The organism is Candidatus Poriferisocius sp., from assembly GCF_965214065.1.
GTDB lineage: Bacteria > Actinomycetota > Acidimicrobiia > Acidimicrobiales > Bin134 > Poriferisocius.
Genome location: NZ_CBDCAT010000025.1, coordinates 47975 through 61111, shown reverse-complemented (window position 1 = coordinate 61111; position 13137 = coordinate 47975). Strand labels below are relative to the sequence as shown.

General features: G+C 66.2%; 13 protein-coding genes and 1 tRNA gene. 5 read left to right on the top strand and 9 right to left on the bottom strand.

What is annotated here, in order from left to right; translation table 11 throughout:
* Window positions 1-55: 55 nt before the first annotated feature.
* Entirely contained in the window at window positions 56-952 is an 897-nt protein-coding gene (locus tag ACOOGG_RS03080; RefSeq protein WP_420432170.1) for a glucosyl-3-phosphoglycerate synthase, read from the top strand.
* A gap of 13 nt (window positions 953-965) precedes the next feature.
* Here ACOOGG_RS03080 and ACOOGG_RS03075 read toward each other — a convergent pair whose 3' ends face one another.
* From ACOOGG_RS03075 to ACOOGG_RS03065, 3 genes are all read right to left on the bottom strand, one after another.
* On the bottom strand, window positions 966-1952 hold the full coding sequence (locus ACOOGG_RS03075; RefSeq protein ID WP_420432168.1) for a glycerate kinase: 987 nt from the start codon (window positions 1950-1952) through the stop codon (window positions 966-968).
* A 69-nt stretch (window positions 1953-2021) separates the two neighbouring features.
* A complete protein-coding gene (locus ACOOGG_RS03070; protein WP_420432166.1) occupies window positions 2022-2618 on the bottom strand; it encodes a LytR C-terminal domain-containing protein in 597 nt (198 codons plus the stop codon).
* Window positions 2619-2669: 51 nt separating this feature from the next.
* Window positions 2670-2930 (bottom strand): DUF3263 domain-containing protein, encoded by a 261-nt coding sequence (locus tag ACOOGG_RS03065; RefSeq protein ID WP_419845370.1) that lies wholly within the window; start codon window positions 2928-2930, stop codon window positions 2670-2672.
* A gap of 109 nt (window positions 2931-3039) precedes the next feature.
* On the opposite strand from ACOOGG_RS03065, the gene ACOOGG_RS03060 reads away from it, so the two are divergent.
* Both ACOOGG_RS03060 and ACOOGG_RS03055 read left to right on the top strand, forming a co-directional pair.
* Window positions 3040-3112, top strand: a tRNA-Thr gene (locus tag ACOOGG_RS03060).
* A gap of 43 nt (window positions 3113-3155) precedes the next feature.
* A complete protein-coding gene (locus tag ACOOGG_RS03055) occupies window positions 3156-4295 on the top strand; it encodes a carboxylate-amine ligase (protein ID WP_420432164.1) in 1140 nt (379 codons plus the stop codon).
* Here ACOOGG_RS03055 and rlmB read toward each other — a convergent pair.
* From rlmB to ACOOGG_RS03035, 4 genes are all read right to left on the bottom strand, one after another.
* Window positions 4292-5035, bottom strand: a complete 744-nt coding sequence (gene rlmB / locus ACOOGG_RS03050; protein WP_420432162.1) for a 23S rRNA (guanosine(2251)-2'-O)-methyltransferase RlmB — start codon at window positions 5033-5035, stop codon at window positions 4292-4294. The genes ACOOGG_RS03055 and rlmB overlap by 4 nt on opposite strands.
* A gap of 101 nt (window positions 5036-5136) precedes the next feature.
* On the bottom strand, window positions 5137-5619 hold the full coding sequence (gene ispF, locus ACOOGG_RS03045) for a 2-C-methyl-D-erythritol 2,4-cyclodiphosphate synthase (protein WP_420432160.1): 483 nt from the start codon (window positions 5617-5619) through the stop codon (window positions 5137-5139).
* A complete protein-coding gene (gene ispD / locus ACOOGG_RS03040) occupies window positions 5616-6254 on the bottom strand; it encodes a 2-C-methyl-D-erythritol 4-phosphate cytidylyltransferase (RefSeq protein WP_420432158.1) in 639 nt (212 codons plus the stop codon). Before ispD ends, ispF begins: the two co-directional genes overlap by 4 nt.
* A 13-nt stretch (window positions 6255-6267) precedes the next feature.
* A complete protein-coding gene (locus ACOOGG_RS03035) occupies window positions 6268-6918 on the bottom strand; it encodes a dienelactone hydrolase family protein (protein ID WP_420432156.1) in 651 nt (216 codons plus the stop codon).
* Window positions 6919-6976: 58 nt separating this feature from the next.
* Here ACOOGG_RS03035 and hemB point away from each other — a divergent pair, with 58 nt between their 5' ends.
* The gene (gene hemB, locus ACOOGG_RS03030) at window positions 6977-7963 is read left to right on the top strand and encodes a porphobilinogen synthase (protein ID WP_420432154.1); all 987 of its coding nucleotides are present in this window, start codon (window positions 6977-6979) and stop codon (window positions 7961-7963) included.
* On the opposite strand, the gene ACOOGG_RS03025 is transcribed toward hemB, so the two are convergent.
* Together ACOOGG_RS03025 and ACOOGG_RS03020 are read right to left on the bottom strand one after the other, a co-directional pair.
* A complete protein-coding gene (locus tag ACOOGG_RS03025) occupies window positions 7960-9402 on the bottom strand; it encodes a hypothetical protein (RefSeq protein ID WP_420432152.1) in 1443 nt (480 codons plus the stop codon). The two genes, hemB and ACOOGG_RS03025, sit on opposite strands and share 4 nt — an antisense overlap.
* A 34-nt stretch (window positions 9403-9436) precedes the next feature.
* Complete coding sequence (locus ACOOGG_RS03020) at window positions 9437-11953, bottom strand: ATP-dependent Clp protease ATP-binding subunit (protein WP_420432150.1); 2517 nt, start codon at window positions 11951-11953, stop codon at window positions 9437-9439.
* A 157-nt stretch (window positions 11954-12110) separates the two neighbouring features.
* Here ACOOGG_RS03020 and ACOOGG_RS03015 point away from each other — a divergent pair, with 157 nt between their 5' ends.
* Window positions 12111-13106, top strand: a complete 996-nt coding sequence (locus ACOOGG_RS03015; protein ID WP_420432148.1) for a polyprenyl synthetase family protein — start codon at window positions 12111-12113, stop codon at window positions 13104-13106.
* Window positions 13107-13137 lie beyond the last annotated feature (31 nt).

Below are 13137 nucleotides of genomic sequence, written 5' to 3'. Positions count from 1 at the left end.
GCCATGATGCTATTCGGATGACACGACAAAGACGACTCGTGGGCCGGAGGCGGCGATGACCGGACGGCGGAGGTTCGCAGCCGGTGAATTCGCAGCCGCTGACCTCGTCGAGCGCAAGGGATCGACGAGTGTGTCGGTATGCCTGCCCGCTCGCAACGAGGAGGCCACCGTCGGGACCATCGCAAAGGTGGTCCGCGCCGAGCTCATGGACAAGCTGGGGCTGGTGGACGAGCTGATCGTGATGGACGACCACTCCACCGATGGCACCGCCGAGGTGGCCGAGGCCGCCGGGGCCACGGTGGTGCCTTGTTCCGATGTTCTGGCCCATCTGGGCAACCAGCCCGGCAAGGGAGAAACCCTGTGGAAGTCGCTGTTCGCCTCCACCGGCGATCTCATTGTGTGGTGCGACAGCGATGTGGCCAACTTCAGCCCCCACTTCATTTTCGGCCTGCTGGGCCCGCTATTGGTCGACGACTCCATCGGCTACTGCAAGGGCTACTACCACCGCCCGGTGGGGGCCGACCAGCGGGGCGGGGGGCGCACAACCGAGCTGGTGGCCCGGCCGCTCATCGCCCTCTTGTTCCCTGAACTGGGCGAGATCATCCAGCCCCTGGCCGGGGAGTACGCCGGACGTCGGGAAGTGCTGGAGCGGGTGCCGTTCGTCCAGGGATACGGAGTGGAGATGGGACTGCTCATCGACGTGTGCCGGCTAGCGGGCTACGACGCCATAGCCCAAGTGGACCTGGGCGTGCGGGTTCACCGCAATCGCCCTCTGCACGAGTTGTCGTCCCAAGCAACCGAGGTCATGCAGGTGGCCCTGCACCGGGCCGACCGCACCCTGGTGAATACCGCCATCACGCTGCACCGCCCCGGTTTCGGCGATACTGAGATCACCATGCAGGAGCGCCCGCCCCTGATCGAGGTGCCCGGGTACTTCCGCCAGGCTCGGTGACCGTACGGCTCGGCTACGAGGCCAGATGGTCCAGGACCGCTTGGCCGACCAGTCGGGCGGTGTCCGCCATGGCCAGCTCGGCACCGAAGCGGTCGCTCAGGCTGATCAGCTCGCCGCAGGCAGAGGTAGTTGCGCCGTCCACCCGCCCCACCACGGTCAGCACCGGCACCCCGGCAGCCGCTGCCATCTCGCCCACACCGCCCACCACCTTCCCCTGAAACGATGTGGCGTCGAGGGCGCCTTCCCCGGTCACCACTAGATCGGCCCCCTCTATACGTCCGTACAGGTCCACTTCCTCGGCCAACAGCTCGAAGCCGTTGCCCAGCTCGGCACCCACGCACGCCAGGCCGCCGGCCAGGCCGCCGGCCGCCCCCGAGCCTTCGATGTCATCCACCGCCACGCCATAGGTTTCGGCGTATACCTGGCTGAGCCGTTCCAGGCGGCGGCGCAGCAACTCCACCTGAGCTGGACCGGCCCCCTTCTGGGGCCCGAACACCGTGGCGGCGTCGGTGAACCGGGTCCTCACGTCGCAGGCCACAGCCAGCTCTACCCCTTTGAGGCGCTGTGTGGGGTACAGCGCTCGCAGAGCGCCCAGCCCACCGTCGGTGGTGGCCGAGCCCCCCACCCCCACCAGCACCCGCCGGGCGCCCCGTTCCACAGCAGCCTCGATTAGCTCCCCGGTTCCGTAGGTGGTGGCCCCCAGAGGATCGTTGGCCTCGGCCCCGCCCACCAAGGCCAAGCCCGAGGCTCGGGCCATCTCAACCACCGCGATGTGGCGTTGAAGCCGCCACGGTGCCTCCACCGGGTCGCCCAGGGGACCGGTCACGGTGGTGGTCCGATTGGCCCCTCCCAGCACCTCCAGCGTGCCCTCCCCCCCGTCGGCCAAGGGAACGGCGTCGGCTGAGGCCCCGGCCTGTTCGGCGGCGAGGACTACGGCGTCGGCGATTTGAACGGCTGTGGCCGTGCCCCGGAACTTGTCGGGGGCGGCGACGATATGCATGCGGCCTCCGCCATCTAGCAGTGGGCCGCCGAAACTGCGGTTGGCAAACTGGCCGGTGCCATCGGGCTGTCAGCCAGGACGCTGGGCCAGGCTGTCGGGTCCGATCAGAATCAGGACGTAGGCGTTACCCAGTGTCTCCAGCGAGATACCGGCGGGAGGAGGATCGGACATCGGGAAGAACGGTCCGGCACCCACGCCCAACAGGTTGGCGATGCACCGGGCGTCAACTTCGTAGCCTGCCCGGAAGTAGAAGGCCGAACCCGTCTGGGGATTGGCGTTCTCCGGCTGAAGCGTTACGTAGTTGGCGGCATTCAACTCGCCCGAGAGCCGACCGGCTGCCCCGCTGATATCGGTGGTGTTGGCCACCAGCACGCCGATAGTGGACGGATCACGGCACTCAAGCTTTTCCTCCGGGTCGGGGGCGGGAGCCTGGGTTACCTCGGGTGCAGGGGTGGTCGACTGAGCCTCGTCGGGTGTGGGGGCAGGAGTCGCGGCTTCGTCGCCGCCGTTTGAGGGAGAATCGACCGGGTCGGGGGTCTCCTCTGGTGCCGTCGTGGGCTCGGTGGCAGCCGGCGTGGAATCTCCGTTGTCGTCGAGGCCGCGGGCCAGCACGAAAGCTCCGGCTGCGATCAGGGCTAGAACCAGCACCACCCCTCTGATGACCATCTGATTGTTGGGTGCTTGGTTCGACTCCATAGTGCTTGTGGCTCCGGACTGTTATCGAGACGGCTGCCGGCCGACCGAAGTCTGACCGAATTTGGACCTTCTGCGGCGATCGCGAATCCGCCGCAGACGCCGTACAACCATTGGGTCGTACTCCATTGCATCCGTCTCTTCCAATAGTTCGTTCAGCAGCTGATAATACCGGGTAGTGGAAAGCTCGAAGCGCGCCCGAATAGCGGCCTCCTTCGACCCGGTCTCCTGCCACCAGGTGCGCTCAAAGTCCAAGATCGCCCGATCTCGTTTCGTGAGGGCCATTCCAACAAGCGTTGCCCACCACTAGGCGCTATTCAAGCACCCTCCCCAATCGGCACGCCTTATGCTCTTGAACGGAGGCTCCAACAGCCTCACAATCAACAAATTCGACGCCCGAGTAGCTCAGTCGGCAGAGCAGCTGTCTTGTAAACAGCAGGTCGCAGGTTCGATTCCTGTCTCGGGCTCTGATTTCGCGTTTATGCAGCCACCACTGGGAAAGGAGTCGCCGTGGCCGACGAACCAGCCTGGTCCATGGGAATTGAGGAGGAGTACCTCCTTGTGGAGCGCGAGAGCGGTGCCCTCATCACCAAGCAGCCGTCTGGGATTCTGGAGAAGGTAGCCGACCTGCACCATGGTCTCGTCGCCAGAGAGCTGTTCAGCTCGCAGCTCGAGATCGGCACCGGCATATGCACCGACTTCAAGCATCTGAGGGCCGACATCGGACTGCTGCGCCTCGCGGTCACCGAGGCCGCTTACGACTACGGGCTGGCGCCGATCGCGGCCTCATCCCACCCTTTCGCTCGCCTGCACCAGCAGAGGGTGACCGAAGGGGAGCGCTACCAGGCTCTGGCCGATACCCTTGCCGGCGTGTCCCGCGGGCTGGTCATCTCCGGCCTTCACGTCCACGTCGGCATCGAAGACCCCGACTTGCGGGTTGACCTGATGAACCAGGTCTCCTACTTCCTTCCCCACCTGCTTGCTCTTTCCACCTCGTCGCCGTTCTGGGAAGGACGCGACACCGGCCTCAAGAGTTACCGCATGGCGATGTTCCGGGCGCTGCCCCGCACTGGATTGCCGGAGAAGTTCGACTCGTGGTCGGAGTTCCGACGCCATGTGGACGTGCTGGTACAGGCCGGGGTCATCGAGGACTCCACCAAGGTGTGGTGGGACATCCGCCCGTCGGAGCGCTACCCCACCTTGGAGATGCGGGTAACCGACCTGCCCACCAGGATGGAGGACACCATCACCGTGGCGGCCCTGTACGTGTGCTTGCTGCGAATGCTGTGGAGGCTCAAGTTAGAGAACCGCCGCTGGCGCAGCTATGCCAACTTCTTGGTGTCGGAGAACCTGTGGCGGGCTCAGCGCTACGGGATCGGCGACCGCCTCATCGACTTCGGCAAGGGCGAGTTGGTGCCGGTGCCCGACTTGGTGGAAGAGATGATCGAATTGGTCCGGCCCGACGCCGAGGCCTTGGACTGCGTGACCGAGGTTGAACACGCCCGCACCATCTGCCAGCGCGGCACCTCCGCCGACCACCAACTGGCCGTGTACCAGGAGGCACTAGCCGAAGGCGCCACCGACGAAGAAGCCCTCCACGCCGTAGTCCAGACCCTAATCACCGACACCCTCGCCCCGCCCCAGACCTAGTGGGCCTGGCGCTGGCGGGCCACTTCGAAGCAGCCGATGGCGGTGGCCGCCGCCGCGTTGAGCGAGCTGAGGCTGCCTGCCAGGGGGATGGTGGCCACCACGTCGCAGCGTTGGCGGGCCAGACGGGATAGGCCCCGGCCCTCGCTTCCCACCACCAGCGCCACCGCGTCGGCGGCCACGCTCATGTCGTACACCGAGGTCGGCGCGGCCACGTCGAGCCCTACCGACCACACCCCCAGCTCGGCCAGTCGGGCCAGCGCGTTGGGGATGCCCGGAACCAGGGCCATGGGCACGTGTTCCACTGCGCCGGCAGCGGCTTTGGCCGCGGCCGGGGTGATGTGGGCGGCGCGGTGTTTCCCCAGCACTGCCCCGGTGACCCCGGCGCACTCGGCGGTTCGCAGGGCGGCGCCGACGTTGCCAGGATCCGTGATGCCGTCGAGCACCAGCAAGAACGGGGGGCGTCCGTCGGAGGGGCGGGCCAGTTCTTCAAGATCATGCTCATGCAGGGGCGCGGCCCTAGCCATGACGCCCTGGGGAGCTTCGGTGACGGTCATCGACTCGAACTTGGCTTTGGCCACCTCCTTCAGCGGCACCCGAAGCTCGGCGGCCAGCTCAACAATCTGGGCCAGCAATCCGGATTGGTTCTGACCGGCGGCGACCACCACCTCATGAGTAGGGCGAGCGCCGGCCAGCAGCAGCTCCCGCACCGCTTGGCGGCCCTCCACCCGGTCGCCGCCCAAGCCGGACGGCTGTCGGCGACGATGCTGTTGCTGTTGCTGGCCACCCGGTTTGCCGCCCCTGCCTCGATTCTGTGGTTGCCCTCTCCTTGGACCCCGAGAGCTCATGGGCGTTCGATCAGCGCCACCGACCAGCAGGCCAGGCCCTCGCCTCGGCCCAATGCGCCCAGAGCTTCGGCCCGCTTTCCCTTAACCGTGACCGGAGAGCCGACCACGCCGCTGAGCCGGGCTTCCATTTCACCTCGTTTGGGGGCGATACGAGGAGCCTCGGCCACCACCGTGCAGTCGGCGTTAACCACCCTCCAACCCGCCTCTGCCAGATGAGCCACCGCGTCGGCCAACAACACGAGGCTGTCGGCACCCGCCCATGCGTCGTCGGTGTCAGGGAACAGCACGCCGATGTCGCCCAATCCCGCCGCGCTCAACAAGGCATCGGCAACGGCGTGGGCCACCGCGTCGCCATCGCTGTGGCCCACCAAACCCGGCGAGCCCTCGAAGCAGACCCCGCCCAGGATCAAGGGCCGGTCGGGGTCGTCGCTAAACCGGTGGGTGTCGAACCCGTGGCCTATTCGAATCTCCCCGTTCATGGCGCCAACCATGCTTCGGCCGCGGCCAGATCGTCGGGGTGGGTGATCTTGATATTGCGGGGATGGCCCTCCACCGCCACCACGACATGGCCAGCCTCCTCTACCAAACCGGCGTCATCGGTGGCGTCGTCAGCACCGGCGTGGGCCGCTCGCAGCAGATCGCCTCGAAAAGCCTGCGGGGTCTGCACTGCTTGCAGCGTGTTGCGATCCACCACTCCCCCGTCCACCCTGCGGATGGTATCGGTCACCGGCACCACCGGCACGGCCCCGGCGGCACCTGATCGCACTTCGCTGATGACCCTCTCGTAGACATCGGGGCCGGCCAAGGGGCGGGCCGCGTCGTGGACGCAGATGATGTCTGCGTCGCGGGGCACGGCAGCCAGACCATTGCGGACCGAGTCGGCCCGGCTCGACCCGCCGGCCACTACTGCGCTGGCGGCCAACCGGGGCGATTCGGCTTCTACATCCCCGCCTGGAACCACAACCACCACTCCGTCGCTGACCTGGGCTGCCACCGTCACGCTGCGGTCCACTACCCGGCTGCCAGCCAATTCCAGATACTGTTTGGCCCCCCCGAAGCGGGTGCCCGAGCCGGCGGCCACGATCACCGTCCACACCGAGGGTCGGGTCGCCATCTCCGCCTGGTCTCTACGCGCTCAGGAAGTCGATGACCCGAGCCCAAGCGTCGGCCGCGTCATCCGGGCGGTGGGCGGGACGGACGGGATCGTGGACGAAACCGTGATCGGCGCCCTCGTAGGAGGCAATCACCGCACCGGCCGCCTCCAGCGCGGCCACATCGTCAGCCGGGGTGAACGGGTCTTCGGTGCCGATGACGGCCAACAGCGGACACGGATCGCCCGCGTCCAGCAGCTCCAGCGGCTCGCCCTGGCCGGGGCCTCTCCAGTGCTCAGGCAGCCGGATCATTCCATAGAAGGCGGCCGCCCGGTGAAAGCGCCCGGTGGCCGCGGCCTTGATGGTGTACATGCCGCCCATGCAGAAACCGGTGATCGCCACCGTTTCGCAATCGGTGGCATCGGCCGCGGCCAAGACATCGGCCAGCACTTGCTCGTCGCTCAACTCGCAGACTGCGGCCATCCTCTCCTCAGCCGCCAGGTCTTCTTGACCAGGGAATACTTGCGGAGCGCACACCGTCCATCCCTGCTCGGCAGCCAGTCGGGCCACATGATCGTCGAACAGGGGCCGCAGGCCCATAAGATCCGGGATCAGCACCAGTCCCCGGTCAGCGCCTTTGACCCGGGCCAGCTCCGCCGGCGTTCCCGTCGACAACTCGATGCGCATGGCCCTTGTTTAGCCCACCGAGGGTGCACACCGGGAGCACAGGTGGGAGCATTAGGGCATGGCCCATCCTCACTTGGTGCTGGCCGCCAGGCCCCGGCGCAACCGGCGCACCCCAGCCATTCGCGACATGGTGCGAGAGACCGAGCTCAGCCCCGCCCATCTCGTGTTGCCCCTGTTCGTACATCGAGGTCGAGACGAGCCCATCGACTCGATGCCCGGCGTGAACCGCTGGAGCGTTAGCGGACTCGTGGACGAGGTCGGCCGGGCCGCCGATATCGGGGTTCGGGCCGTGGTCCTGTTCGAGGCCGCCCCCGACGAATTGAAGACACCGACCGGGGATGAGGCCTGGAACCCCGACGGGCTCATCCCCCAGACCATCAGGGCTATCAAGGCGGCCCATCCCGACACGGTGGTGATGACCGATGTGGCCCTCGACCCCTACAACAGCGACGGCCACGACGGCATAGTGGCCCCCGACGGCACCATCGCCAACGACGAAACGGTGGATGTGCTGTGCCGCCAAGCCCTGACCCACGCCGATGCCGGGGCCGACATCGTGGCCCCCAGCGACATGATGGACGGCCGGGTGGGGGCCATTCGGGAAACGCTCGATCACCACAGGCACACCGAAGTGGGCATTTGCGCCTATACCGCCAAGTACGCCTCGGCGTTTTTCGGTCCCTTCCGGGGGGCGCTGGACTCCGCCCCCCGCTCCGGCGACAAGAAGACCTACCAGATGGACCCGGCCAACAGCCGCGAGGCCCTGAGGGAGATGGAGCTGGACATCGCCGAGGGTGCCGACATGGTAATGGTCAAGCCCGCCGGGCCCTACCTCGACGTGGTGAGGCGCTTCGCTGAGGCTTCAGTTGTGCCGGTGGCCGCATACCAGGTGAGCGGCGAGTACCTGATGATCAAGGCGGCTGCGGCGTCGGGCTGGCTGGACGAGCAGGCCATCGTCGCCGAAACGCTCACCGGTATTCGCCGAGCAGGCGCCGACGTCATCCTCACCTACTTCGCGACGCAGGCCGCCCAGCAGCTGGGCTAGGAGCGAGGACGGCGCCGGAAGAAGTCGGAGAAGCTGGTCACCACCGCGTGGCCAGGGGCCTCCCCGTCCTGCGGACGGGATTCGGCCAGCATCGCAGTGGACATCCCCAGCGCATGGGCGGCGTCGAGATGCCCAGCCCTCACATCCACCAGCAGCGCGTTCTCGTAGGGAACCGCCGTCGTTCGGCGCAGGGCTTCGTAGATGCCGGGAGCGGGCATGCATACTCCCACCTCGCTGCTCACAATCCAGGTATCCACGCCGGTGATCTGGAGCCGATCCCGTAATGCGGACGACCATGAGGCGATGTCGTTGGTGAGACAGGCCACCGGCAGCTCCCGTCGGGCCATCTCGGTCATGAAGTCCCGGGCCCCAGACCGCATGGTGTACTGGTCCAAGTACTGCTCGGTGAGCTCATCGGGGTTGTCGTCCAATCCGAGCCCGGTCCACAGCTCAGCGGGGGTGATGCGACCGAGAACTGCTTGGTGATGGAGCTGTTCCACGCTCTCGGCGTCCATCTCTGAGCCGCGCTCGGCGGCGAAGGCGGCCAGGAGCTGGGACGGTTCGTCCGACGGCTCGAACAGCACCCCGAGCGGATTCAAGACCACCAGTCGCAACCGGCGAGCCGGGGGCTGAGGCGCGGCGGAGGTGGTGGATCGAACCAGCGGCTCTTGTGACACGGTCGGATCGGTGCTGCGTCTCCGGTTCCGACGCTCCAGGAAATAGCCGGCTATGGCAACCAGCACCGACAGGCCCAACAGCGCGAACGCTGCCCAGGCCACCCAGCGAAGAGTCACCGCAGTGGCGCTCTCCTCTTGGGCGGTCATCTCGATGCTCACCGCCCCCTGCCCCAGTTCCAGAGTCTCTTCTTGCTCGGCACCCACCGGAAGATCCAAGACCAGCCGCACTGATACTCCGGCCAGCGCGTTCTCCAGGTCGGGGATCGGCTGGCCAAGGGGCTCACCTCCGAGGCGCTCGGTGAGCCGGGGATCGATGAACAGATCCAGACCGTCCGACAAATCGACCACCCCGGTCACCCGATAGTCGGTTTGAGCAAAGGAGGTGGTGCGCTCGAACGTGATATCCCTGAACACATCGTCTGAGCCGAAGATCTCAGCCAATACCGACTCGAGCTGCTCGGGCGACCCGAATGGCTTGGATGCCGAGAAACTGGTGCGGCCCTGGTCGTCGATCCGGGGGTCGTTGTACGACCAGCCCGAGGCAGGATCCTCGATGTCTTCGATCAACAGCAGGGAAGTGATGTCGGGGGCCAGCGTAACTGCCTCCTGGTCTAGCGCCACGTCCACCGTAACCAGCCCAGAGCCGTCCTCGTTGAAGCCGATACCGACCTCGATGTTGACCTGGCAGGCGGCCAGTCCCAATACCAATACAAGAAGGAGTGCCACCCTCCGGGCTGCCGCGGACACGCCAACCCGTCGCATCGCGGCCCCCCTGCGAACCACTGCGGGCATTCGACTAAGCGCCAGCCAACTCTTCCACCGGGGGCGGTTCGAAACCCTCGACGGCCCGGAAACCGATCCGGTCCGAGCCGGGCTCGTCGGGATCTTCCTCGGCATCCACCAGAATTGTCTCGCCCGCTCGGAACTCCTTCCATAGAAGCCGCTCCGACAGGGGATCCTCCACTAGGCGCTGGATGGCCCGGCGTAGCGGACGGGCCCCCAGCGTCGGGTCATAGCCCCGCTGGGCCAGCAGCACCTTGGCCTCCTGGGTGAGCTCCAAGCCGATGCCCTGGGCCTCAAGCTGGTTCTGGAGCCGCTTGATCATCAAGTCCACGATCCGGGTCACCTCTGCCCGGGTCAGCTCGTGGAACACGATGACCTCGTCGATACGGTTCAGGAACTCGGGGCGGAAGTGGTCTTTGAGGGCCTCGGTGACCTTTTCCTTCATGCGCTCATAAGTGATGGCCTCATCGGCCTTGGCGAAACCCAGGTTGGCCTTGCGCAGATTCTGGGTGCCCAGGTTCGAGGTCATTATCAACACGGTGTTGCGGAAGTCCACCGACCGGCCCTGGCTGTCGGTCAGGCGGCCCTCCTCCAGAATTTGCAGGAGCGTGTTGAACACGTCGGGATGGGCCTTCTCAATCTCGTCGAACAGAACCACTGAAAATGGCTTGCGCCTCACCGCTTCGGTGAGCTGCCCGCCCTCTTCGTAGCCGACGTAGCCGGGCGGTGAGCCCACCAGCCGGCTCACCGTGTGCTTCTCCATGTACTCCGACATGTCCAGGGCGATGAGGGCCTGCTCGTCGCCGAACAGGAACTCGGCCAACGTCTTGGCCAGCTCGGTTTTGCCCACGCCCGACGGGCCCAGAAAGATGAACGATCCGCTGGGCCGCTTGGGATCTTTGAGGCCAGCCCGGGTGCGGCGAATGGCCTGCGATACCGCCTTGATGGAGTCCTCCTGGCCGACGACCCGCTGGTGCAGCTCGTCTTCCATCCGCAGGAGCTTGGCCGTCTCCTCCTCGGTGAGCTTGTAGACGGGAATGCCGGTCCAGATGGACAGCACCTCGGCCACCGCCTCCTCGTCTACCTCATCGAACAGGTCCACGCCCTTGGCCCGGATCTCCTCTTCCATCTGCTCCTTGCCGGCCAGCAGTTCCTTCTCCTGGTCCCGCAGCCGTCCGGCCTCTTCGAAATCCTGCTGCTCCACCGCATTTTTCTTCTGGGCCACGACCTGGGAGAGCTGGCTCTCGAAGTCCTTGTAGTCGGTCGGGGTGTCCATCCGCTTGATGCGCAGACGGGAGCCGGCCTCGTCAATGAGGTCTATGGCCTTGTCGGGCAGGTGGCGGTCGGAGATGTAGCGGTCGGCCAAGTTCGCCGACGCCACTAGAGCCTGGTCGGTAATAGTGACTCGGTGGTGGGCCTCGTAGCGGTCTCTCAGCCCTTTGAGGATCTCGATGGTGTGGGCGATAGTGGGCTCATCCACCTTGACCGGCTGGAACCGGCGCTCCAAAGCGGAGTCCTTTTCCAAGTGCTTGCGGTACTCGTCAAGGGTGGTGGCCCCGATGGTCTGGAGCTCGCCTCGGGCCAGCATGGGCTTGAGGATGGAGGCGGCGTCGATGGCACCCTCGGCCGCGCCCGCGCCCACCAGGGTGTGCAGCTCGTCGATGAACAAGATGATGTCGCCCCGAGTCTTGATCTCCTTGAGCACCTTTTTGAGGCGCTCCTCGAAATCCCCGCGATAGCGGGACCCAGCCACCAGCGCCCCCAAATCCAGGGTGTAGAGCTGCTTGTTGCGAATTGTCTCGGGAACGTCGTCGGCCGCGATCTTCTGGGCCAGGCCCTCCACGATGGCGGTCTTGCCCACTCCGGGCTCGCCCACCAGAACCGGGTTGTTCTTGGTGCGACGGGAGAGCACCTGCATGACCCGCTCGGTCTCCCGCTGCCGGCCGATCACCGGGTCGAGCCCGCTGTCTCGGGCCAGCTTGGTGAGGTTGCGGCCGAACTGGTCAAGCACCAGGGAGCCCGATGCCCCGCCGTCACCGCTGCCACCGGGAGAGGTGGTGGCCTTCTCCGAGGCGCCCGACCCCTGTGGGCCGCCATAGCCAGACAGAAGCTGGATGACTTGCTGTCGGACCCTTGACAAATCGGCCCCCAGCTTCACCAGCACTTGGGCAGCCACCCCCTCGCCCTCTCGGATCAGGCCGAGCAGGATGTGCTCGGTGCCGATGTAGTTGTGGCCTAGCTGGAGAGCCTCCCGCAAAGACAGCTCAAGCACCTTCTTGGCCCGGGGGGTGAACGGGATGTGGCCCGACGGGGACGACCCGCCCTGGCCGATGATCTCCTCAACCTGGTTGCGCACTGCTTCCAGGGAGATGCCCAGCGACTCCAATGACTTGGCGGCCACCCCTTCGCCCTCGTGTATCAGGCCGAGCAGGATGTGCTCGGTGCCGATGTAGTTGTGGTGGAGCAGGCGCGCCTCTTCCTGGGCCAGGACAACGACCCGGCGGGCCCGATCTGTGAATCTCTCGAACACGGCAGTCTCCCAATAGGGGGCTTGTCCCGAAGTGTAACCCCCTCACCCCCCCATTTCGTTCCCGAAGCCTCAACCTCTCCTCAACCCAATACTGCCGAAGACGCCGCCAATCGGGCTGAATGGGAGAATTTGAGGATTGGACCACTACGCTGAATGCGTGATTCGCAGCCCCCTCGATCCGATTCCCACCATGGGGCGCGACCTGGAGCGGCTGGAGCTGCGGCTGGAAGAGTCGATCCATACCGAGCCCCCGTTTCTCACCGAAGTAGCCGGTCATCTCATTCGGGCCGGGGGAAAGCGGGTTCGGCCGGGGTTTGTGATCGCATCGGCGTCCATTGCCCAGACCCGGCCTTCACCCGTCGAAGACGATGTTCTCACTGGCGGAGTGGCCGTGGAGCTAGTTCACCTGGGCTCGCTGTACCACGACGATGTGATGGACGAAGCCCAAGTGCGGCGCAACGTGGCCAGCGTGAACGCCAAGTGGGGCAACCTGCGGGCCATCCTGGCCGGGGATTTCCTGCTGGCCCGAGCCTCGGAGCTGGCTGCCTCACTGGGCACCGAGGTGGCCGGGCTGCTGGCCGCCACCATTGGGCGGCTGTGCGAAGGCCAGGTGCGGGAGCTGCAAGACACGGGCAATCCCGACCGCACCGAAACCTCCTACACCGACTCCATCGAGGGAAAGACTGCCTCCTTGCTGGCCACTTCCTGTCGCATCGGCGGCTTGGTGGCCGGGCTGGACCGGCCCACTGTGGACACCCTCACCGAGTTTGGCCGCTACTACGGGCTGGCCTTCCAAGTGGTGGACGACATCTTGGACATCGTGGCCACCGACGAGCACCTGGGGAAGCCGTCGGGCAACGATCTGCACGAGGGGATCTACACGCTTCCGGTGATCCGGGCGCTGGGCACTTCCTACGGTCCCCAGCTCAGGCATCTGCTGGGGGGGACAGTGTCCGACGCAACCGTCCGCTCGGCTCTGCAACTGGTGCAGGCCAGCGGCGGGGTGCAGGAAGCCCTCGACGTGGCCCGGAACTACGCCCAGCAGGCCTCGGCCAGCCTGGAGGTGCTTCCCCCCACCACGGCGACCGCGGCCCTCGGCGTGGCCACCGCTCACCTGATCGACCGGGCCCGCATCCCCCTAGGGGACGCCTAGGCCACTGGCAGCCGTCAACCAATTGGACTGC